General features: G+C 70.4%; 17 protein-coding genes. 8 read left to right on the top strand and 9 right to left on the bottom strand.

The window, feature by feature from the left end; genetic code table 11:
• Positions 1-288: 288 nt before the first annotated feature.
• Together FL311_RS26995 and FL311_RS26990 are read left to right on the top strand one after the other, a co-directional pair.
• A complete protein-coding gene (locus tag FL311_RS26995; protein WP_074950705.1) occupies positions 289-1,038 on the top strand; it encodes a HEAT repeat domain-containing protein in 750 nt (249 codons plus the stop codon).
• Positions 1,035-1,775: a HAMP domain-containing protein gene (locus tag FL311_RS26990; protein WP_141329377.1), complete on the top strand. Its 741-nt coding sequence runs from the start codon at positions 1,035-1,037 to the stop codon at positions 1,773-1,775. The genes FL311_RS26995 and FL311_RS26990 overlap by 4 nt, the downstream gene beginning before the upstream one ends.
• Positions 1,776-1,861: 86 nt before the next feature.
• Here FL311_RS26990 and FL311_RS26985 read toward each other — a convergent pair whose 3' ends face one another.
• The 6 genes from FL311_RS26985 to FL311_RS26960 form a co-directional block, all read right to left on the bottom strand.
• A complete protein-coding gene (locus tag FL311_RS26985; protein ID WP_141329381.1) occupies positions 1,862-4,810 on the bottom strand; it encodes a helicase C-terminal domain-containing protein in 2,949 nt (982 codons plus the stop codon).
• Positions 4,811-4,866: 56 nt separating this feature from the next.
• Positions 4,867-5,289 (bottom strand): cupredoxin domain-containing protein, encoded by a 423-nt coding sequence (locus FL311_RS26980; RefSeq protein ID WP_141329375.1) that lies wholly within the window; start codon positions 5,287-5,289, stop codon positions 4,867-4,869.
• A gap of 71 nt (positions 5,290-5,360) precedes the next feature.
• Positions 5,361-6,224, bottom strand: coding sequence for a hypothetical protein (locus tag FL311_RS26975; protein WP_223748113.1), 864 nt, complete (start codon positions 6,222-6,224; stop codon positions 5,361-5,363).
• A 367-nt stretch (positions 6,225-6,591) separates the two neighbouring features.
• The gene (locus FL311_RS26970; protein ID WP_141329371.1) at positions 6,592-7,008 is read right to left on the bottom strand and encodes a hypothetical protein; all 417 of its coding nucleotides are present in this window, start codon (positions 7,006-7,008) and stop codon (positions 6,592-6,594) included.
• A gap of 55 nt (positions 7,009-7,063) precedes the next feature.
• The gene (locus FL311_RS26965; protein WP_141329369.1) at positions 7,064-8,107 is read right to left on the bottom strand and encodes a diguanylate cyclase; all 1,044 of its coding nucleotides are present in this window, start codon (positions 8,105-8,107) and stop codon (positions 7,064-7,066) included.
• A gap of 110 nt (positions 8,108-8,217) precedes the next feature.
• Positions 8,218-8,838, bottom strand: coding sequence for a tRNA (guanosine(46)-N(7))-methyltransferase TrmB (locus FL311_RS26960; protein WP_141329367.1), 621 nt, complete (start codon positions 8,836-8,838; stop codon positions 8,218-8,220).
• A 66-nt stretch (positions 8,839-8,904) separates the two neighbouring features.
• Between FL311_RS26960 and FL311_RS26955 the strand changes: the two genes are divergently transcribed.
• The 6 genes from FL311_RS26955 (at position 8,905) to FL311_RS26930 (ending at position 17,239) form a co-directional block, all read left to right on the top strand.
• A complete protein-coding gene (locus tag FL311_RS26955; protein ID WP_141329365.1) occupies positions 8,905-9,834 on the top strand; it encodes a bifunctional riboflavin kinase/FAD synthetase in 930 nt (309 codons plus the stop codon).
• Between the two features lie 213 nt (positions 9,835-10,047).
• On the top strand, positions 10,048-11,748 hold the full coding sequence (pilB, locus tag FL311_RS26950) for a type IV-A pilus assembly ATPase PilB (RefSeq protein WP_141329363.1): 1,701 nt from the start codon (positions 10,048-10,050) through the stop codon (positions 11,746-11,748).
• A gap of 39 nt (positions 11,749-11,787) precedes the next feature.
• A complete protein-coding gene (locus tag FL311_RS26945; RefSeq protein ID WP_141329361.1) occupies positions 11,788-12,900 on the top strand; it encodes a type IV pilus twitching motility protein PilT in 1,113 nt (370 codons plus the stop codon).
• Positions 12,901-12,958: 58 nt separating this feature from the next.
• On the top strand, positions 12,959-14,209 hold the full coding sequence (locus tag FL311_RS26940; RefSeq protein ID WP_141329359.1) for a type II secretion system F family protein: 1,251 nt from the start codon (positions 12,959-12,961) through the stop codon (positions 14,207-14,209).
• Between the two features lie 46 nt (positions 14,210-14,255).
• Positions 14,256-15,809, top strand: coding sequence for a nitrogen regulation protein NR(II) (locus tag FL311_RS26935; protein WP_228557105.1), 1,554 nt, complete (start codon positions 14,256-14,258; stop codon positions 15,807-15,809).
• Positions 15,810-15,814: 5 nt separating this feature from the next.
• A complete protein-coding gene (locus tag FL311_RS26930; RefSeq protein WP_141329357.1) occupies positions 15,815-17,239 on the top strand; it encodes a sigma-54 dependent transcriptional regulator in 1,425 nt (474 codons plus the stop codon).
• A gap of 4 nt (positions 17,240-17,243) precedes the next feature.
• Here FL311_RS26930 and FL311_RS26925 read toward each other — a convergent pair whose 3' ends face one another.
• From FL311_RS26925 to FL311_RS26920, 3 genes are all read right to left on the bottom strand, one after another.
• Positions 17,244-18,650, bottom strand: a complete 1,407-nt coding sequence (locus FL311_RS26925; protein WP_194869380.1) for an FAD-dependent oxidoreductase — start codon at positions 18,648-18,650, stop codon at positions 17,244-17,246.
• Entirely contained in the window at positions 18,647-19,333 is a 687-nt protein-coding gene (locus FL311_RS44245; protein WP_194869379.1) for a class I SAM-dependent methyltransferase, read from the bottom strand. Before FL311_RS44245 ends, FL311_RS26925 begins: the two co-directional genes overlap by 4 nt.
• Positions 19,320-20,322 (bottom strand): glycosyltransferase family 2 protein (locus FL311_RS26920; protein WP_141329353.1); only part of this gene is annotated, 1,003 nt, incomplete at its 5' end. The genes FL311_RS26920 and FL311_RS44245, both read right to left, overlap by 14 nt.

Below are 20,322 nucleotides of genomic sequence, written 5' to 3'. Positions count from 1 at the left end.
CCATGGCCGTTGTGGGCGGGGGGAGGATTCGGGCGCGCGTAGCCCAGGCGCGTGCGCACCTCCTCCACCACGCCGCTCAATCCCACTTGCTGCAGCAGACCTTCCAACCGGGAAGCGAATGACACCGGGCATGCCCTCCTGGACCGGGCGCACGTTACCCCAGGATGGCCCCAGGTCGGATCCACGACGCCTACGAGGGGAGGGGAGGTGGGTGTGAACGGCCCGCCCTCCAGGCAACTGTTCGTCACCGGGCACACGGGGCTACACTGCGAGTCGCCCTCCCCCGCCATGCGGCTGCCCGCTCTCTCCCTGCTCCTGCTCCTCCTCGCGCCCGGCGCGACCCTCGCCCAGGGGGATACCCGTCTTGCGTTCCTGGGGCGCCAGCTCCAGCAGGGCAAGGACCCTCGCTCCCGCTCCCAGGCGGCGCTCGTGCTGGGCGCCACCGAGGACCCGGAGGCCGTGGCCGTGCTGTGTCCCGGCCTCAAGGACGCAAGCGAGCTGGTGCGCGCCGCCGTCGCCAAGTCGCTGGCGAAGCTCCTGGAGTCCTCCGCGCTGCCCTGCCTGGAGGCCCACAAGGACGAGGCGGACGCGGCGGTGCAGGCGGCGGTGCGCGAGGCGGTGAGCGCGCTGAAGGAGTACCAGGCGCGTCCGGCCCGGCTGTACATCGCCATGGAGGGGATGAAGGACCTGACGCGCTCGCTGCCGCCGGAGCTGGTGAAGGCCACCGAGGCGCGGCTGCGCTCGCGGCTGGTGCGCCGGGGGGCGGTGCTGGCGCCGGCGAAGGAGACCAAGGCGCAGGCCAAGGGCGCGCTGAAGAAGCTGGGCGTGCGGGGATTTCGCATCACCCCGGAGGTCCACCCCATGGAGGGTGGGGGCCTGCGGGTGGCCATCGTCTGCATGACCTACCCGGACCTGTCCCTGCTGGGGCAGGTGGACGTGAAGGCCGGGGGCGCGCAGCCCGCGGACCTCCTCAAGGCGCTGGTCCCCCGCGCCGTGGAGGACGCCGCCGAAACCTTCGAGTGGAGCAACGACACATGACGACGAGCAGCACGGCGCAGCAGGCGGCCCCCAAGCGGCGCTGGCGCAACTTCCTGCTGGATACGAGCTTCCAGCTCAAGCTGACCGCGTACATCGTCGGCGTGACGCTGGTGCTGTCGGCGCTCTTGGGCGTGTTCCTGGTGCGCTCGGCGCGGGCGCTGATGCAGGAGACGGCGACGGCGGTGGAGGCGCGCTCGAAGGCCGCCGAGGTGAGCCGGGAGCTGTCCAGCGCCACGCTCTCCAACGAGCTGCTCGCGCGCATGGACGACCCGGCGTTCGAGGCCGCCTTCCGGGAGAAGGCGCAGACCATCGACGCGGCCTACGAGCAGGAGCGCGCGGCCATCGTCGCGCAGCGTGCGGAGCTGGAGTGGCGTCAGCGCGCGACGTGGTGGGTGCTGGGCGCGTTCCTCCTGGCCTTCATCGCCGTGGTGGCGCTGGGCACCATCGTCGTGACGCACCGGGTGGCGGGTCCGCTCCTTCGCATCCGGCGCATGGTGGGGGAGGTGGCCGAAGGCAAGCTGCGTCCTCCGTCGTACGGCCTGCGCGATGGTGACGAGCTGAAGGACCTCTTCGACGCGACGCGGACGATGATGCAGCGGCTGCGCGAGCAGAGCGAAGAGGATGCGCGGGCCTTGGCGAAGGCGCTGGAGGTGGCGGAGCGGGGCGGGGCGTCGGGCGAGTCGCTCGGCGAACTGCGCGCGCTGGAGTCCCGCTTCCGCGCGCGCCTGGACGCGTGAGCCTTGCTTAGCGCGGCGGGGCGTCAGGCGAGCTGCGCGCGCTGGAGTCCCACTTCTCCGAGCGCGCCTGGACGCGTGAGCCTTGCTCAGCGCGGCGCGGGTGAGTCCACGAGCAGCCCCGTCTGCTTGAGCACGCCATGGATGCGCAGGCGCGCCTGCGCCCACGGCAGCGCCTCCACGCGGTAGCCCTCCAGGGCGTTCATCAGGTACGCGCGGTAGCTGGGGTGCCCCGGGTCCGCGATGATGACGACGCCCCGGTCCGTGGTGGAGCGGATGAGCCGCCCCACGCCCTGCCGTAGCAGGAGCAGCGCGCGCGGCAGCCGGTACTGGAGGAATCCCTGATACTCGCCCCCCGCGCGGGCCAGCGGCTCCTCGCGCGCGGCGACCAGCGGACGCAGCGCGGGCTCCAGCGGGAGCTTGTCGATGAAGACGCACCCAACGCCCCGCCCGGGGATGTCCACACCCTGCCAGAAGCTCTTCGTGCCCAAGAGCACCGTGCCCGTGTCGCGCTCCTGCCGTGCCGCCAGGGAGCGGCCATGTCCACGGGACTGCCGCAGCACCTCGATGCCCAGCGGCTCCAGCCGGTTGCGAGCCTCCGCGCCCACGCGCTCCATGCGCCGCGTGGACGCGAACAGCCCCAACAGCCGCCCGCCCATCGTCTGCGCGAGGCCGGAGATGCGCGTCGCCGCCCAGTCGACGAAGGGCTCCTCGTGCGCGCGCGGCGCGTCCGTGACGAGCACGACGAGCGCCTGCTCGTGCAACTGGAAGGGCGAGGGCGCGCGCAACAGCCGGGGCGCGGGCTTGTCGCCCCGGCCATCCAGGCCCAAACGCTTCAACACGAAGGGCGTGCCGCTCCCGTTGCTCGGGCCCAGCGTGGCCGAGGTGAGCACCAGCGCGCGCTTGTTCGCGGCGAAGTCGCGCGACACGTGGAAGGACACGTCCACCGGCTGCGCGCCCACGCTCCAGCGCTGACGCCGCGGCTCGGCCGTGGCCGAGTAGCATCGCCCCGCCGCCGCCTCGCCTGACAGCTCCGTGGCCAGCGTCGAGAGTTCCCCCAGCTCCGTCGTCGCGCCGGACAGCTCGCGCTCCAGCGCCGGCATCCGTGCCGCCAGCTCCGGCAGGGCCTCCAGCACCCGCACCGCGAGCAGCGTGTGCAGCGCCTGCAGCGCGCCGCGCACCAGCTCCAGCCCCTCTCGCACCGGAGCCCACGCGGGCAGCGCGCGCACGGCCTCCGTCACCCGCAGCTCCGGGGCATAGGCGCCCTCGTCCGGGTCCTCTCCGGCCGCTGTCGCCGAGGGCTCACACAGCTCCGTCACCCGCGCGCCCAGGTCCCGCGCCTCGTCCATCAGCCGGCGCAGCGCATCCTCCACCTGACCCATCAGCGCGCGGGACTCCTCGCGACGGGAGGCGGACAGCGCGCGCCGCAGCTCGGCGAACAGGCCGTGGCGCCCATCGCGCCCGTGCAGCCGCTCGGTGAGCCGGTGGAAGGCCAGGTCCGACAGCTCCACGGTGAGCGCCGTGGTGGCGACGTCCTCCACCTCGTGCGCCTCGTCGAGAATCAGGTGCTCGAGCTTCGGGTAGCGCGCGGGCCACGCGAAGGCGAGTGACTGGTTGATGACCAGCACGTCCGCCTCGCGCGCCTGGGCCACCGCCGAGTGGTAGAAGCACCGGTGGTGATGCGGGCACTTGTCGCCCAGCGTCGTCGCCGCCTCGGAGCGCACCGCCGGCATCAACCCCATCAACACGGGGAAGCGCTCGCGGAACCAGTGGCTCAGCCGGTCCAGGTCTCCCTCGACGCTGCGGCGCAGGTACGCGCGCAGGTACGCCCGAGGGGCGCGGGCGTTGTGCCCCATGCCCGGCTCCACGCGCGTGGCCTCCAGCGCGCGGCGGCGGCACAGGTAGTTCGACTGGCCCTTGAGCAGCGCGTAGCCGAACGTGCCTCCCAGCGCGCGGTGCAGGCGCGGCAGGTCCTTCTCCAGCAACTGGTCCTGCAGCGTCTTGGTGTGCGGCGCCACGCCGACCTTCCGCCCGTTGCGCGCGGCGAAGAGGGCCGCGGGCGTCAGGTACGCGAGCGACTTGCCCGTGCCCGTGCCCGCCTCCACCGCCACCTGCTCGCCGTCCGACAGCGCGCGCGCCACCGCCTGCGCCATGTCGAGCTGCGCGGGCCGGCTGCGGAAGCCTTCTTCACGCTGCTCCAGCGCTCCACCCGCGCCCAGCACCGCGGACACCTCGTCGGCCCGCACCGGCACCACCGGCGTCTCGGCCTCGGGCTCCGCGACCGCGGGCACGCCCGCCGCGCGGCGCCGCTCCGGACGTCCGCGCAGGAAGCCGCCTTGCGTCTCGAGCGCGAGCGGCGTGGGCCTCGCCCGGCAGGCCGCGTTCAGTCGCGACAGCAGCTCCAGCAGCGGCCACTCGTCGTAATCGAACGCGCCCTCCTCGAGGACGTCAGCGGAGCCCAGCCGCCGCGCCGCCCGAGGGTCCAGCGTGGCCACGAGGTCCGCGAGGTCCTCGCCGCGCCCCTCGCTGATGCAGCGCTCCATCGTCTGCACGAGCACCGCGTACACCGCCTCGCAGTCGGACACCGCGCGGTGCGGCTGGCGGATGCCCAGCCCCGCCCAGCGCAGGAGCGACTCCAGCGAGTGGCTGGGCAGCTCCGGGTGCAGGTAGTGCATCAGCTCGCACGAATCGAGCACCGGCGCGCGGATGGAGCCCAACAGGTCCGGCAGGAAGCCCTTCTCGAACGAGGCGTTGTGCGCCACCACCGTCCAGCCCGTCAGCCGCGCCTTGAGGTCCTCCAGGTCCACGCCGAAGCGCGGCCGGCCCTCCAGGTCCGCGTCCGTCAGGCCCGTGAGCCGACGAATCGTGAGGGGCAGGGGCTTGGACGCCGAGTACAGCCGCGCGAAGCGGTCCACCTCGCGCCCGTTCTCGAAGAACAGACACCCCAGCTCGATGATTTCGTCGGCACGTGGATCCAACCCCGTGGTCTCGAGGTCCAGGAAGACATGCCGCGTGAAGAGCTCCGCCGCGCCGCCCATGCAGGGCAGGCACACTACTCCTCCCCGGCGCGGTGCCCAGATTTCGGCCTACGTCTTCACTCCACCAGGAAAACGCCGGAAATCATCTTCCCCATGGCGCAGCCGTACACCAGCTTGCCGGACGTCTTGGGCGTGAAGGTGATGTCCACCGGCTGGCCCAGCGGCAGCGCGGTGTTGATGCCGTAGTCGTCCATCACGACTTCCGTCGCGCACGTCTGGTCCGTCTTGCGCGTCACCACCAGCTTCACCGGCTCGTCCTTCTTGAGCTGCACGGGGCTGGGCTCGTAGCCCTTCTCCGTCACCGTCAGCTCCACCACGCGCACGCCGTTCTCCCGCTTCTCCGGGACGGTGGGCGCGGGGGCCGCGGCGGCGGCGGGCGGGGTGTCCTTGGTGCAGCCCTGCTGGGTGGCGCCCACCATGGCGGCCGTCGCGGCCAGCGCGAGCCAGGGCTTGATGATGCGGGAGAAGAAGGGGCGCATGGAGTGGGTGCCTCGCTCGGCGAAAGATGGAGGAAGGGGCGGCGCCCCCGCGAAATTCCGCGGCCTTGGCTTCAGGCCTCGGTGGCGGGAGCGCTCGCGGCGACCGGCTCGAAGCGCAGCAGCGCGTGGAGCGGGACGAACACCTCGTGGCCCGTCTCGCCCAACAGCAGGTCGAAGCGGCCCACGTGCATCAGCGGCAGCTGCAGCGTGATGCCGTTGCGCAGCACCAGCTTCACCTGCTGGCCCAGGTGGTCCAGGAACGCGCGCGGGTCCGAGTACGGCCGCTTGTCCGGCTGGCGGGCCACCGTGGCGGGCTTCTGGGTGAGCTTCGCGTCGCGCTCCAGCCCGGGCAGCAGCCGCTCCCACTCCCCGCGCCGCGCCAGCAACACCACCTGCAGCTTCTCCAGCCGCCCGGTGCGCTCCAGCGTGAAGGCGATGGGCTCCTCGGCGACCAGCGTGTCCAGGAGCGAGCGCTCCGCCAGCACCACGGAGACCTCCGTCTTGCCGGCGATGAGGCCCGAGAGCAGCTCGGCGACGACGGCGTTGTCCACCTCGCCGCGCGCCTGCTTGATGGCCGCCTTGCGCTGGGTGCGCTCCTTGCGCGCCATGAACTCGGCCACCGTCATGCCGCTCTGGAGCACGCCGAACGCGTCCCCCAGCGACAGCCCCGGCGTCTGGCCCATCAGCTCGTAGACCTGGTCGAAGCGCTTGGCCTCCTCGGCGTGCAGCTTGCGCCAGATGCGGCACTTCATCTTGCCTTCCAGCTCACCCTTGGCGATGCGCGCCGGGACGTGCTCGCGCTGCGCGAGCGCGAGGATCTGCTCGGGCGTGGGCGGAGGCCGCGGTGCCGAGGAGCGGAAGCCCCCGGGACGGCCACCGAAGCCGCCCGGACGTCCACCCGGGCCACCGGGCCCTCCAGGCGAGCGCGGAGCCATCGGCCGGGCGCCCGGCGCCACGCCCGCGGGGCGGGGGGCGCTGGAGGCCACCGGCACCGATGGACGCGGCGCGGGCGAGGGCGCCGTGGGGCTCGTCGGGGCGGCCGCCGCCGGAGTGGCGGGACGGGGCGTGGGCGCCACGCCCGCGGGACGGGGCGCGACGGGGGCCGCCGGACCCGCCGTGGTGGGCCGGGGCGTGGGGCGCGGCGTGGGCGCCGGGGAGTCCGAGGGGGACGGACTCTGCCCAGCGCTGCCGGGTGTCGAGGCCGGCCGCCGGATGACTTCGACCGCGGGAAGGACCCGCCGTGTCTTCCGATCGTTCACAGTCGTACGTTACCTGATGCGAGGAGCCCGGGCATGCCCGGCTTCACGGCTGGAGGGAGGCTGAGAGGTCCACTTTCCACCCAGACGGCTCCCGGACCATCCGGACCTCATGGGTGCTGCCTGACGAGCGCACGAGCACGGTCGCCTCGTCGCCCGCCTCCCGGACCAGGGAGACCTCCGTAACATCCGGAGGCGGGGGGACATTCGCGAAGAACAGGCCCAGGGGCTCGGCCTTCACCGCGCCACCGGACGCATCGCTCACCGCCTGCGCCCGCTGCTGGAGGGCCGCCTGCGTCGGCTGGGACAACGCGCCCCAGGCCTGACGCAGCTCACCGCGCTTCACCAGCCGGTGGAAGGAGGTATAGGCGTCCTGCGGTGTGCCGAAGCGGGGCTGGTTGCAGCCGCCCATGCCCACCAGGAGCAGGGCCAGCAACCAGGGCGTCGTCGCGGTCAGGCGCATGGGAGTGGGGTTTAGGTCAAACCAGCGCCGGGGGAAAGCCTCTGGTGAGCCAGTGTCACGGAACGTGTTGCTGGACACGGTTTCGCCCCGCTCCCTTGGCCGCGTAGAGCCCCGCGTCCGCCGCGCGCAACAGCGCCTCCGCCGTCTCCAAATCCGGGGAGGGCACCGTCGCCACGCCCAGCGACGCCGTCAGCCGCACCTGCTGGGGCCTGCCGTCCGCGCCCACGTGCTCCACGCCCAGGGCCGCGATGGCCTCGCGCACGCGCTCGCACACCTTGAGCGCGTCCTGGGGCGCCGTCTCCGGCAGGAGCGCGATGAACTCCTCGCCGCCGTAGCGCGCCAGCATGTCCACCTCGCGCAGCCGGGCGCGCGTCGTCTGGGCCACCGCCTTGAGCACCTGGTCCCCGAAGACGTGGCCGAAGGTGTCGTTGATGCGCTTGAAGTGGTCGATGTCCAGCATCACCAGCGACAGCGGGGACTGGTAGCGCCTGGAGCGCGCGAACTCCTCGCTCAGCCGCTCCTCGAAGCAGCGCCGGTTGTACAGCCCCGTCAGCCCGTCCGTGCGCGACAGGGCGAGCAGCTCCTCGCGCTTCTTGGCCAGCTCCTTGTTGGCCCGGTCCAGCTCCCGGTTCTTCTCCACCAGCGCGTCCTGGAGCACCTTGAGCCGCAGCATCGACTTCACCCGCGCCGACAGCTCCAGCATGTCGAAGGGCTTCACCAGGTAGTCGTCCGCGCCCAGCTCCAGCCCCTCCACCTTCCCGGCCGCCTGGCGCGCCGTCATCAGAATCACCGGGATGAAGCCGAACCCGTCCTCCCCCGCGTTCGCCTTGATGATGCGGCACACCTCCACGCCGCCCAGCCCCGGCATCTCCACGTCCATCAGGATGAGGTCCGGCCGGGACTCTCGGATGGCCGACAGGGCCTGCGTCCCGTCGTGCGCCTCCTTGAAGACGTAGCCCCGCGGCGCCAGCCCCTCGCGCACGTGCGCCACATGCGCCGGGTCGTCGTCGACGATGAGCACCGTCCGCCCACTGAGCTCCCCGCCTGTCCCCGCCCGACGCGCGACCTCCTGCGTCTTCTTCCTCTCGCCGTCCGCCATGCGGTTGCGCCCCCAGTGCAATCATCCCGCGCTGCCAGAATGGCTCTGATTCTCACCCGCCGTCCCGTCGGAAGCCAAGGGGGACGGCAAGTGCCCGTCACTTCAGGCGCTCAGAGCGGCTTGCGCAGCCGCGCCCGGTACACCGGCTCCCCCGAGGACAGGTACCGCCGCTCCCGCGTGGAGGGCACCTCCTCCGGGTCATACGGGTGGAAAACGCCGGAACCCAAGGGGTTGTGGAATCCCACGGATTCCAGGATGGACAGCATGTTGACGGCGCGGTCCTGGACGTCGGTGCGCATGTCGAAGAGGCCGCCGGGGACGAGCTTTCCCAGCAGGAGCCTGGCGAAGTCGGGTTGGACGACGGCGCGCTTGGCGTGGGAGCGCTTCCACCAGGGGTCGGGGAACTGGAGGTGGATGGCGGACAGGGAGTTATCCGCGAAGATGCGGGGCACGACGAAGCGGGCGTCGGACTCGACGACGCGCAGGTTCTTCATCTCCGCCTTGGCGGCGCGGTCCTGGGTGTCGCGGGCGTACTTCTTTCGCCACTCGAAGGCGACGAAGCGCACCTGGGGGTTTCGGCGGCAGTACTCCAGGGCGTGGCCGCCGGCGCCGGAGCCGATTTCGAGCTCCAGGGGGCCCGCGAAGCCGAACTCGGCGTCCCAGTCGGGAGGGGTGGCCATTTCGACGAGGTGGAGTCCGACGGGGTCTGGCAGCAGGCGAGGGCGGGGCATGTTCCAGGCGCTCCAACCACGGCCAAGCGGGGTCTGGCCAGGGAAAAACACTGGTATAGGGGGGGCATGAAGGTCTTCCACTCGGTGGCGGAGGCGGGCCGGGCGCTCGAGGGCCGGGCGCTGGCTCTGGGCAACTTCGACGGCGTGCACGTGGGCCACCAGGCCCTGTTCGCGGAGGCGCGCAAGCACGCGTCCCCGGCGGCGTTCACCTTCAACCCCCACCCGGGCAAGGTGCTCCAGCCGGACCTGGCGCCCAAGCTCATCACGTTGCTCCCGCGGCGCCTGGAGCTGCTCGCCGCCTGTGGGCTGGAGGCCTCCGTGGTGCAGGCCTTCTCGCGCGACTATGCCCGCACGGGGCCCGGCGACTTCGAGGCCACGCTCTTCGACAGGCTGGGCGTCTCGCACGTGGTGGTGGGCAGCGACTTCACCTATGGCGCCGCGCGCGCGGGCACCGTGGACACGCTGCGCGAGGCGGCCGGCCGAAGGGGCGCCCGGGTGCACGTGGTGACGCCCGTCACGGTGGACGGCGTCGTCGCCTCGTCGTCGCGGGTGCGCGAGTACATCCTGGAGGGCCGGGTGTCCGCGGCGTGCCGGCTGCTTGGTCGCCCGTTCGATCTGGACGGCACCGTGGTGGCGGGGGCGGGTCGCGGGCGCACCATCGGCTTTCCCACAGCCAACGTGGACACGCAGAACGAGCTGCGGCCGGCGCCGGGCGTCTACGCCATCCGGGTGCGCTTCCTCAAGGAGGCGGGGGAGGGCGCGTGGCACGGGGGCGCGGCGAACATCGGCATCAAGCCCACCTTCGGCGGCACCGAGGTCACCATCGAGGCGCACCTCCTGGATTTCTCCGGGGACATCTACGGCCGCGAGCTGCGGGTGCAGTTCCTGGAGCGGCTGCGCCCCGAGCAGCGCTTCGGCTCCGTGGCGGAGCTGACGGGGCAGATCAAGCGGGATGTCGAGGCCGCTCGCACGGTGATTGCCAGGACCGGCGCCTGACCCCCGCATTTTTCCCGTGAGTGTTCAACGGGTTGGCGGATCCGGCGGCCCGAGGGGGCGCCTTGACGGATGTGAGCGGCTCCCCTCTAATTCGCTGTCAGGAACCGTGCCAAAGGTGCTGTGGGGCCCCGAGGCAACGCCCGCGTCTCCCCTGGAGCGAGGTGGGCCCCCGCCCGCTTCGTCCTTCTTTGCCACAAGGAAGAGGCTTCACGAATGTCCGGTCGATTGGGTGAACTGCTGGTCCGCGAGAACCTCATCTCCGTCCAGCAGCTTCGCAAGGCCCAGGAAGAGCAGCAGAAGAGCGGCACGCGCATCGGCACCGCGCTCATCAAGACGGGCGCCATCGAGGAGTCGAAGCTCACCGACTTCCTCTCCAAGCAGTACGGCGTGCCGGCCATCAACCTGAAGGACTTCGACATCGACCCGGACATCATCAAGCTCGTGCCCAAGGAAGTGGCCGAGAAGCACCTGGTGATTCCGGTCAACCGCGCGGGCCCGTCGCTGATCGTGGCCATGTGCGACCCGTCCAACATCTTCGCCGTGGACGACCTGAAGTTCCTCACCGGCTACAACATCGAGACGGTGGTGGCCTCGGAGGTCTCCATCCGCGAGGCGATTGAGCGCTACTACGCGGAGAAGGGCCCCTCGATGGAGGAGATCGTCGGCGACGTCGGCGACGACATCGAGCTGGCGAAGGAGGAGACGGAGAACATCGACGAGATGGCGAAGGCCGCGGATGACGCGCCCGTCGTCAAGCTGGTGAACCTCATCCTCATGGACGCCATCAAGAAGCGCGCGTCCGACATCCACATCGAGCCGTACGAGAAGGACTTCCGCGTCCGCTTCCGCATCGACGGCGTGATGTACGAGGTGATGCGGCCGCCCATGAAGCTGCGCAACGCGATCACCTCGCGTCTGAAGATCATGGCCTCGCTGGACATCTCCGAGCGGCGCCTGCCGCAGGACGGCCGCATCAAGATCAAGATGGGCGGCGGCAAGGAGATGGACTTCCGCGTGAGCGTGTGTCCCACGCTCTTCGGCGAGAAGGTCGTGATGCGTCTGCTCGACAAGAGCAACCTCCAGCTGGACATGACCAAGCTGGGCTTCGACCCGCAGCCGCTGGCGTGGTTCAAGGAGGCCATCGACCGGCCCTACGGCATGGTGCTGGTGACGGGCCCCACGGGCTCGGGCAAGACGACGACGCTGTACTCGGCGCTCTCCAGCCTCAACGACGTGGGCACCAACATCTCCACCGCGGAGGACCCGGTCGAGTTCAACTTCGCCGGCATCAACCAGGTGCAGATGCACGACGACATCGGCCTGAACTTCGCGGCCGCGCTGCGCTCGTTCCTCCGCCAGGACCCGGACATCATCATGATTGGTGAGATCCGCGACTTCGAGACGGCGGAGATTGGCGTGAAGGCGGCCCTCACCGGCCACCTGGTGCTCTCCACGCTGCACACCAACGACGCCCCGGGCACGGTGAGCCGTCTGCTCAACATGGGCATCGAGCCGTTCCTGGTGACCGCCTCGCTCAACCTCATCCTCGCCCAGCGTCTGGCGCGCCGGCTGTGCCCGGCCTGCAAGAAGCCCGCGGACAAGGTGGACGAGCAGGCCCTCATCGACGCCGGCATCCCCCCGGACAAGATGGGCACCTTCACCCTGTACGAGAAGGTCGGCTGCCGCGACTGCAACGACCGTGGCTACCGGGGCCGCGTGGCCATCTACGAGGTCATGCCCTTCTGGGACGGCCTCAAGGAGCTGGTCATCAACGGCGCGTCCGCCTCCGAGCTCAAGCAGGAGGCCATCCGCCTGGGCATGAGCAGCCTGCGCATGAGCGGCCTCAAGAAGGTGATGGACGGCGCGACCACCCTGGAAGAAGTCGTGGGCAACACCGCGCCGGACCGCTTCTAGTCACTTCCTCCCCCAGCCTCATCGAAGGACACCCCCACCGTGGCCAACCTGCACCAGCTCCTCAAGGCGATGGTCGAGAAGGGCGCTTCCGACCTCCACATCACCACCGGCTCCCCGCCCCAATTGCGCGTGGACGGCGAGCTCGTCCCCTTGAAGACGGCGCCGCTGACGCCCGTGGAGACCAAGCAGCTCTGCTACTCCATCCTCACGGACGCCCAGAAGCACAAGTTCGAGGAGGACAACGAGCTGGACCTGTCCTTCGGCGTGAAGGGGCTGTCGCGCTTTCGCGCCAACATCTTCATGCAGCGTGGCGCGGTGGCCGGCGCGTTCCGCACCATTCCGTTCAAGATTTTGACCTTCCAGGAGCTGGGCCTGCCGCCCATCGTCGCGGAGCTGGTGAAGAAGCCCCGCGGCCTCATCCTGGTGACGGGCCCCACGGGCTCGGGCAAGTCCACCACGCTGGCCTCGATGATCGACAAGATCAACACCGAGCGTCATGAGCACATCATGACCATCGAGGACCCCATCGAGTACCTGCACCCGCACAAGAACTGCCTGGTCAACCAGCGCGAGGTGGGCGCGGACACCCGCAACTTCAAGACGGCCCTCAAGTACATCCTCCGCCAGGACCCGGACGTGGTGCTGGTCGGTGAGCTCCGAGACCTGGAGACCATCGAGGCGGCGCTCACCATCGCGGAGACGGGTCACATCTGCTACGCGACGCTGCACACCAACAGCGCGGTGCAGACCATCAACCGCGTGCTGGACGTGTTCCCGCCGTACCAGCAGCCGCAGGTGCGCGCCCAGCTGTCCTTCGTGCTGGAGGGCGTGATGAGCCAGGCGCTGGTGTCCAAGGCGGGCGCTCCGGGGCGCGTGCTGGCGCTGGAGGTCATGGTGCCCAACCCCGCCATCCGGAACCTCATCCGCGAGGACAAGGTCCATCAGATCTACTCGTCCATGCAGGTGGGACAGGCCAAGTACGGCATGCAGACCTTCAACCAGGCCCTGGCGGCGCTGCTGCTCCGGCGGGTCATCTCGCAGGACGAGGCCTTCGGGCGCTCCAGCGACCCGGAGGAGCTGCGCAACATCCTGGCCACGGGCGGCGTGGTACCGGGGGCCCAGCGGCCGGCCGGGGGAGCGGCGGGTCGTTAGTTCCTGGTTTTGAGATTCAGCGGTTAGACTCGCGCGCGCGTCCGCGGAGGTCGAGCTCATGGCAGCACAGGCAGTCCAGAAGTCAGCTTCCAAGAAGAACACCGCCCAGTTCCTCTGGGAGGCGAAGACCAAGAGCGGTGAGACCAAGAAGGGTGAGATGGAGGCCTCGGACACCGAGGCCGTCAACGCCCGTCTGAAGTCCCTGGGTCTCAACCCCGTCAAGGTGCGCAAGAAGAGCGCGCTCGACGGCGACATCACCCTGCCGGGCCTGGGTGGCGTGACGGGCAAGGACGTCCTCGTCTTCACCCGTCAGTTCGCGACGATGATCGACGCGGGTCTGCCGCTGGTGCAGTGCATGGACATCCTCGCCGGTCAGATGGACAACCCGGCCTTCAAGAAGGTGCTCCTGGCCATCAAGGCCAAGGTGGAGCAGGGCAGCACCTTCGCCGACGCACTGAAGGAGCACCCCAAGGTCTTCGACGAGCTCTACACCCAGCTGTGCGCGGCCGGCGAGGTGGGCGGTATCCTCGACACCATCCTCAACCGGCTCGCGGCCTACCGCGAGAAGAGCGAGAAGCTCAAGCGCAAGGTCAAGGGCGCGATGACGTATCCCGTCATCGTCATCCTGGTGGCCATCGGCGTGACGGCGCTCCTGCTCCTCAAGGTGACGCCGGTGTTCGCCGCCATGTTCGCGGACTTCGGCTCGGCGCTGCCGGCCCCCACCCAGTTCGTGGTGGATTTGTCCGCGTGGGCGGAGGCGTACTGGTTCCACGTGGTCGCCTCCATCACGGTGGTGGTGGTCTCCTTCACCTGGAGCTACAAGCAGCCCAAGGGCCGCAAGTTCTGGGACAAGGTGTTCCTGAAGATGCCGCTGTTCGGCCCGGTGCTGCGCAAGGTGGCCGTGGCGCGCTTCACGCGCACCCTGGGCACGATGATCTCCTCCGGCGTGCCCATCCTCGACGCGCTGGACGTGACGGCGAAGACGGCCGGCAACCGCACGGTGGAAGAGGCCATCTACTACGTGCGCGGGAAGATCGCCGAGGGCAAGAACATCGCCGGTCCGCTGCTCGAGACGAAGGTGTTCCCCTCCATGGTGGTGCAGATGATTGGCGTCGGTGAAGCGACGGGCGCCATGGACACCATGCTCAACAAGATCGCCGACTTCTACGACGACGAGGTGGACACCGCCGTCGGCGCCCTGACGGCGATGATCGAACCCCTCCTGATGGTGTTCCTCGGCGGTGTGGTCGGCGGCTTCCTCATCGCCATGTACCTGCCCATCTTCTCCATTGCCGGTGCCATCAAGTAGCTCCGTCGTCTCCAGTGTGCGCGCGGACGAGGCCGAGAGGCTCCGCGTGCGCCTGGTGTGGCTGGTGTTGTTCCGCACGGTGGCGGCGAGCCTGTCGCTCGTCATCACCGTGGGGCGCCTGCTGCTTCAGCCCCTCGAGGAGCCGAGCCGGGCGGACTCGCTGTCCCTGGCCGTCATCATCGCGGCCTACGTGTCCACGGTGGTGGTGGGCATCCGGCTACGACGCGAGCAGGCGGGGCGGCTGGATGCGTGGGTGCAGGTGCTGGGCGACGTGGTCATCGCCACGGGCCTCGTCTACCTGAGCGGCGGCTCCGACTCGCCGCTCACGTTCCTCTACAGCCTGGCCGTCATCGGCGCCGCGGTGGTGCTGGACTGGCGCGGCGCGCTCTGGGTGGCCGCGGCGGGCGCCGTGTCGTTCTCCACGCTGGTGGGCGTGCTGCGCCTGTCGGACTCGGCGCCGATGGGGCCGGTGCTCTCCAGCCGCGGCCTGTTCGTGTTGGGCAGCAACCTGCTGGCGCTGGGCCTCATCGCGGTGCTTGCGGGCTACCTGTCCCGGCAGCTGTCCGCCACGGGCGGAGCGCTGTCCGCGCGCGAGGCGGACCTGCGCCGGTTGGGCGGGCTGCAGCAGCAGATCCTCTCCTCCATGCCGTCGGGGCTCATCACCTGCGACTCGCAGCGCCGCGTCACCTTCGTCAACGCCGCCGCGCGCTCCATCCTCCAGGTGGAGGGGGCCGAGGACGTGGGCCAGCCGTTGGAGGCGCTCCTGCCGGGGGTGTCGGTGCTGGCGCCGCGGTCCTCGCGAGGTGAGCTGGTGGTGGGCGCCGAGCATGGCCGCCGGCGCATCCTCGGGTTGTCGGTGACACCGCTGGAGGGCGAGTCGGGCGCGCTGCTCATCGTGTTCCAGGACCTGACGGAGCTGCGCAGGATGGAGGAGGACCTGGAGCGCTCGGATCGGCTGGCGAGCCTGGGGACGCTCTCCGCGCAGCTGGCGCACGAGCTACGCAATCCGCTGGCGGCGATGCGGGGCTCGGCGCAGCTGCTCGCGCAGGAGCGCTCGAGCGACGTGGTGGTGCAGAAGCTCACGAACATCCTGGTGCGCGAGTCGGACCGGCTGGGGCGGCTGGTGGAGGACTTCCTTCGCTTCGCGCGGCCTCCGGAGCCGGTGCGGCGGGAGGTGCCGCTGGATTCGCTCCTGACGGAGACGGTGGACATGCTGCGCGCGGACCCGCTGGCCCGGGACGTGCGGGTGGAGGTGTCCGCGCGCGAGCCGTTGATGGCCGCGGTGGACCCGGACCAACTGCGTCAGGTGCTCATCAACCTGGTGCGCAACGGCTTCCAGGCGGCGGGGCCCAAGGGTGAGGTGAAGGTGGGGCTGGCCCGGAACGAGAAGGAAGCGCAGATTCGGGTGTGGGACTCGGCGGGGAGCATCACGGAGGAGATGATGGGGCACCTGTTCGAGCCCTTCTTCACCACGCGGGACGGGGGCACGGGGCTGGGGCTGTCGACCGCTCATTCCATCGTCCGCGCGCACGGGGGCTCCATCCGCGTGCGCTCGGACCCGGCCGAGGGAACGGAGTTCGTCGTGGGGTTGCCGCTGTGACGACCATGCAGGCCCAAGAAGGCGCCTTCCGAGGCCATGTCCTCATCGTGGACGACGAGCTGTCCATGCGTGAGTACCTGGAGCTGCTCCTGCACCGCGAGGGCTATGTGGTGACGAGCGTGCCCGGGGTGAAGCCCGCGTGCGAGGTGCTCGCGCGGGATGGCGTGGACCTGGTCATCTCCGACATGAAGCTGGGGACGGGCAGCGGGCTGGACGTGCTGCGCACGGCGCGCGCGCGCAAGGAGCCGCCGGAGGTCGTCCTGATTACGGCCTTCGGTTCGCCCGCCGCCGCGGTGGAGGCGATGCGCGAGGGCGCGTACGACTACATCTGCAAGCCCTTCGACAACGACGAGCTGCGGCTGTTGGTGCAGAAGGCGCTGGAGAAGCGCCTCTTGCGGCAGGAGAACACCACCCTGCGCGCGCGGTTGTTGCCCGGGCTGGGCATGGCGGTGGGGCAGAGCGCCCGGATGCAGGCGGTGTGGTCGCTGGTGGAGAAGGTGGCGCCGGGGCGCAGCACGGTGCTGGTGACGGGGGAGAGCGGCACGGGCAAGGAGCTGGTGGCGCGGGCCATCCACATGCGGGGCAGCCGGGCGGCGCAGCCGTTCCTGCCGTTCAACTGCGCGGCGCTCAACGAGGGCACGCTGGAGAGCGAGCTGTTCGGCCACGTGAAGGGCGCCTTCACGGGGGCGCTGCACGAGCGCTCGGGGCTGCTGGTGTCCGCGGGCGAGGGCACCGTGATGTTGGACGAAGTGGGGGAGATGCCGCTGGCCACGCAGGTGAAGCTCCTGCGCGTGTTGCAGGAGCGCAAGGTGAAGCCGGTGGGCAGCGCGGCGGAGGTGCCCTTCCAGGCGCGCGTCATCGCGGCGACCAACCGGCGGCTGGAGGCGGAGGTGAAGGCGGGCCGGTTCCGCGAGGACCTCTTCTACCGGCTCAACGTGATTACGCTCGAGTTGCCGCCCCTGCGCGAGCGGGCGGGGGACATCTCACTGCTCGCGAGCCATTTCCTGTCGAGGATGGCGGAGGAGCTGGGGCGTCCGGCGCTGCGCTTCGCGCAGGAGACGTTGGACCTGCTGGAGCGCTACGCGTTCCCCGGCAACGTGCGCCAGTTGCAGAACATGGTGGAGCGCGCGGCGACGCTATCGGACTCGGACCTGCTGGGCCCGTCCACGCTGCCGCCCGCGGTGCGCGGCGAGTCGGAGCCGGTGTCGCGTCCGGGCGAGCCAGGCGAGCCGTCGCTGGGCACGGGCTTCAACCTGGAGCGCCACCTGGACGACAGCGAGCGGCGCTACCTGCTGGCGGCCCTGAAGCAGGCGGGCGGCGTGAAGACGCGCGCCGCGGAGCTGCTCGGGCTGTCATTCCGCTCGTTCCGGTACCGGCTGGCGAAGCACGGCCTCACGGATGAGCTGGAGGAACCGACGGGACGCGGGTGAGCGTCTAGAAGCCCAGGGTGGCCCGGGCTTCGTCCGCGGCCTCCAGTCCCATGCGCCAGTTGGCGTCCTGGCTGTTGTAGGAGAAGCGGCCGCCCCGGCCGATGGAGCTCAGGCGCTCGAAGCTGGAGAGGTGCTCCTGGAGGGGCTGGAGCACGCGCTGATAGCCCGGCTGGTACACGGGATAGCAGCGCGGCAGCCGCACCACATGGAAGCGACCCACGGGGGCCTTGCCAAGCAGACCCACCGACTCCAGCTCCGTCCGGGCGAGTCGCGCCAGGTTCTCGTCCGTCTCGCTCCAGAGCGCCTCGTCCTGGGCACACCAGTACTCGACGCAGAGGATGGTGGAGCGCTCCGCGCCATGGAGCCCGGGCACCCAGTTGCGGAAGTTGGTGACGCGGCAGGCCCGGACGGCGCGCGTGTGCATCTCCAGCCAGGATTCGGGGAACAGGTCCGTCCCGTGGACCTCCAGGTACACCAGCAGCGCGCTGCGGAAGGTGAGCACGTCGCGCGCGTCACTCAGCGCGCGTTGGACCTCCGGAGAGGGGGAGGGCAGCTGCGCCACGAGCGGCACGAGCGGCGCGCTGGAGATGACGTAGTCGTAGTCCCGAGGCCCCTGGGCGGAGCGCAGCCCCGTCACCCGGCGCCCCTCGACCTGGAGCGACTCCACCCGGCTGTCGAGGAACACCTCGCCGCCGCTGGCGCGGATGGCGTGGGCCATGCGCTCGTACACCTCGCCGGTGCCGCGCTGGGGATAGGGGAACTGCTCGGTGACCTGCTTGACGGCGCTTGCCCGGGCGTTGGCCACGCGCATGCGCAGGGCATTGATGACGGTGTCGATGAGCGAGGCGTCCTTGCTGGCGGCGCCCGACACGCTCGCGTCCACCTGCGAGCAGGGGCGCCCGAAGAACTTCTCGTTGTAGTCACGGAAGAACTGCTCGTAGACGCGGCGGCCGAAGTGCTGCACCAGCCAGTCCTCGAAGGTCCTCACCTCCGGGAGCGGGCGCAATTGTTGTCGTCCGAAGTCGAGCACGCACCGGACGGACTCGGTGAATCCCACCTTGCGCACCACGTCCGCGACCTGAAGCGGATAGCGCAACACCTGCCCGTCCGCGCGGAACACGCCGGGGTGGGACGCCACGGTGGACCAGTCCTCTCCGACGACGCCCTTCCAGAGCGCGTCGATGCGCGCGTCCTGCGTGTGGAAGCGATGGGGCCCCAGGTCCACGCGCTGGTTCCACAGGTCCAGCGTGCGCGACAGCCCACCGATGAACCGACTGCCCTCGTGGACCTCGACCCGGGCTCCGGCCTTCGCCAGGACATAGCCGGCCGTGAGGCCCGCGGGGCCCGCTCCCACCACCGCGATGCGGGGCGGCTGCGAGGGACGGGGGGCCGGAGAGGACGAGAGGCTCATGGCGAGGCGGGCTTGAAGTAGCGCGTGAAGGCCGGGTCCGCGTGGCGCGCGCGAACGTGCTCGGGCCGGTACACGCGCAGGGTGTACTCGTAGAGGGGGCCCGCGGCATCCAGCTCCCAGAACCGGCTGAGCTGTCCCACCACGAAGTCCAGGAGCGCGCCGGGGGGCTCGTAGTGCAGCTCCGCCCGCGTGTACTCCGGGTCGTGGAACGTGGTGAGGAAGTTCACCGCGAAGCCGCGCGTGCACATCGCGTACATCGCGCGCAGCATGCCCTGGACGAAGCCTCGCCACGCCTCGGGCGTGGCTGACAGCCGGACGTTGAAGGTCCCCGACAGCGTTAGGAAGTCGTAGCGCTCCGGAGGCAGGCTGGCGACGATGTCCCGGGTGTGGAAGCCGCCGCGGGGGAACTTGCGGGCACACGCCTCGGCGAAGGAGGGGTGGACGTCGCTGCCGGAGTACAGGGCCCCGGAGTGGTGCCGCTCCAGGAACTCGCCGAAGTGCCCCATGCCGCATCCGATTTCGTGGACGGAGAACGGGACCTGCTCGTGCTCGAAGACGCGCGCCAGGCGGTGGAAGCGCTCGTATTGCGTGGCCTGGTCGCGGTGGGACAGCGCGCGCGGGTCGTCCCCGTACTGGTCCAGCAGCGCCCCGTAGAAGGCGCGTTGCTCCTCAGCGATGTCCATGGAGGGATTCCTGTCGAGGGGGCTCGGGCGTCGGCTCCGCGACGGCGCGCAGCGCGACGGAAGTCGTCTGTCGCACGACCGCCTGGGGCTTCTGGTTGATCTGCAGGAAGATGCGCGCCACGTACTCGGACAGGATGCCCACGCCCAGCAGCGTCACGCCCGACGAGAACAGCACCGCCACCGCCAGCGAGGCCCAGCCGGGCACGGTGATGTAGCCGGTGTACTTGGAGAAGACGACCAGCGCCCCCGCGAGCGCGGACACCACCGACAGGCAGAACCCTCCGACCGAGGCGAGCCGCAGCGGGAAGGTGGCGTAGTTGAAGAGCAGGTTGAAGAACACCGTCACCAGTCGACCGAGCGTGTACGAACTGCGCAGGCCCTCCGGGTGCTCGTGCCGCACCTCGGTGGCGCTGATGCGGTCCGTCACCCAGGACAGGTAGATGTCCAGGATGATGTCGTGGCGTTCGCTCCGGGCGACCTCGGCCGCGACGCGGCCGGAGATGAGGCGGAAGGCGGAGATGTCGAACGACACTCGCATCACCTTGCGTGGGATGACCATGATGAGGCGCGAGGCGAGCGAGCGCCATCCCGGGCCCTGCCTGGCACGAGGGATTCCATAGACGACGTCGGCGCCGGTCTGCTCGGCGCGCGCCAGGAGCGCGCCAATCTCCTCGGGCGGGTTCTGCAGGTCCTCGTCGAGCGTCACCACCCAGCACCCCCGGGCGTGCCGGAAGCCGCACACGGTGGCGTTGTGCTGTCCGAAGTTGCGCATCAGTCGAACGCCGCTGACGCGTGGGTCCGCCTGGGCCAGCCCCTCGATGACGGCCCACAGCGCCGGGCGGGCGCTGTCGTCGACCAGGATGATTTCGAAGGGGGTGCCCCGTGCCTCGAGCGAGCGGGTCAGACGCGCGCACAGCTCGGGGAGGGATGACTCCCCGCGGAAGCAGGGGATGACCACGGAGATGTCGACGGCGGGGGAGGTCATGCGG

Origin of the sequence: Myxococcus sp. AB025B (assembly GCF_006518215.1) — a bacterium.
GTDB lineage: Bacteria > Myxococcota > Myxococcia > Myxococcales > Myxococcaceae > Myxococcus > Myxococcus fulvus.
The sequence above is the reverse complement of the archived record's forward strand: the minus strand, read 5'-3'. Positions and strand labels throughout refer to the sequence as shown.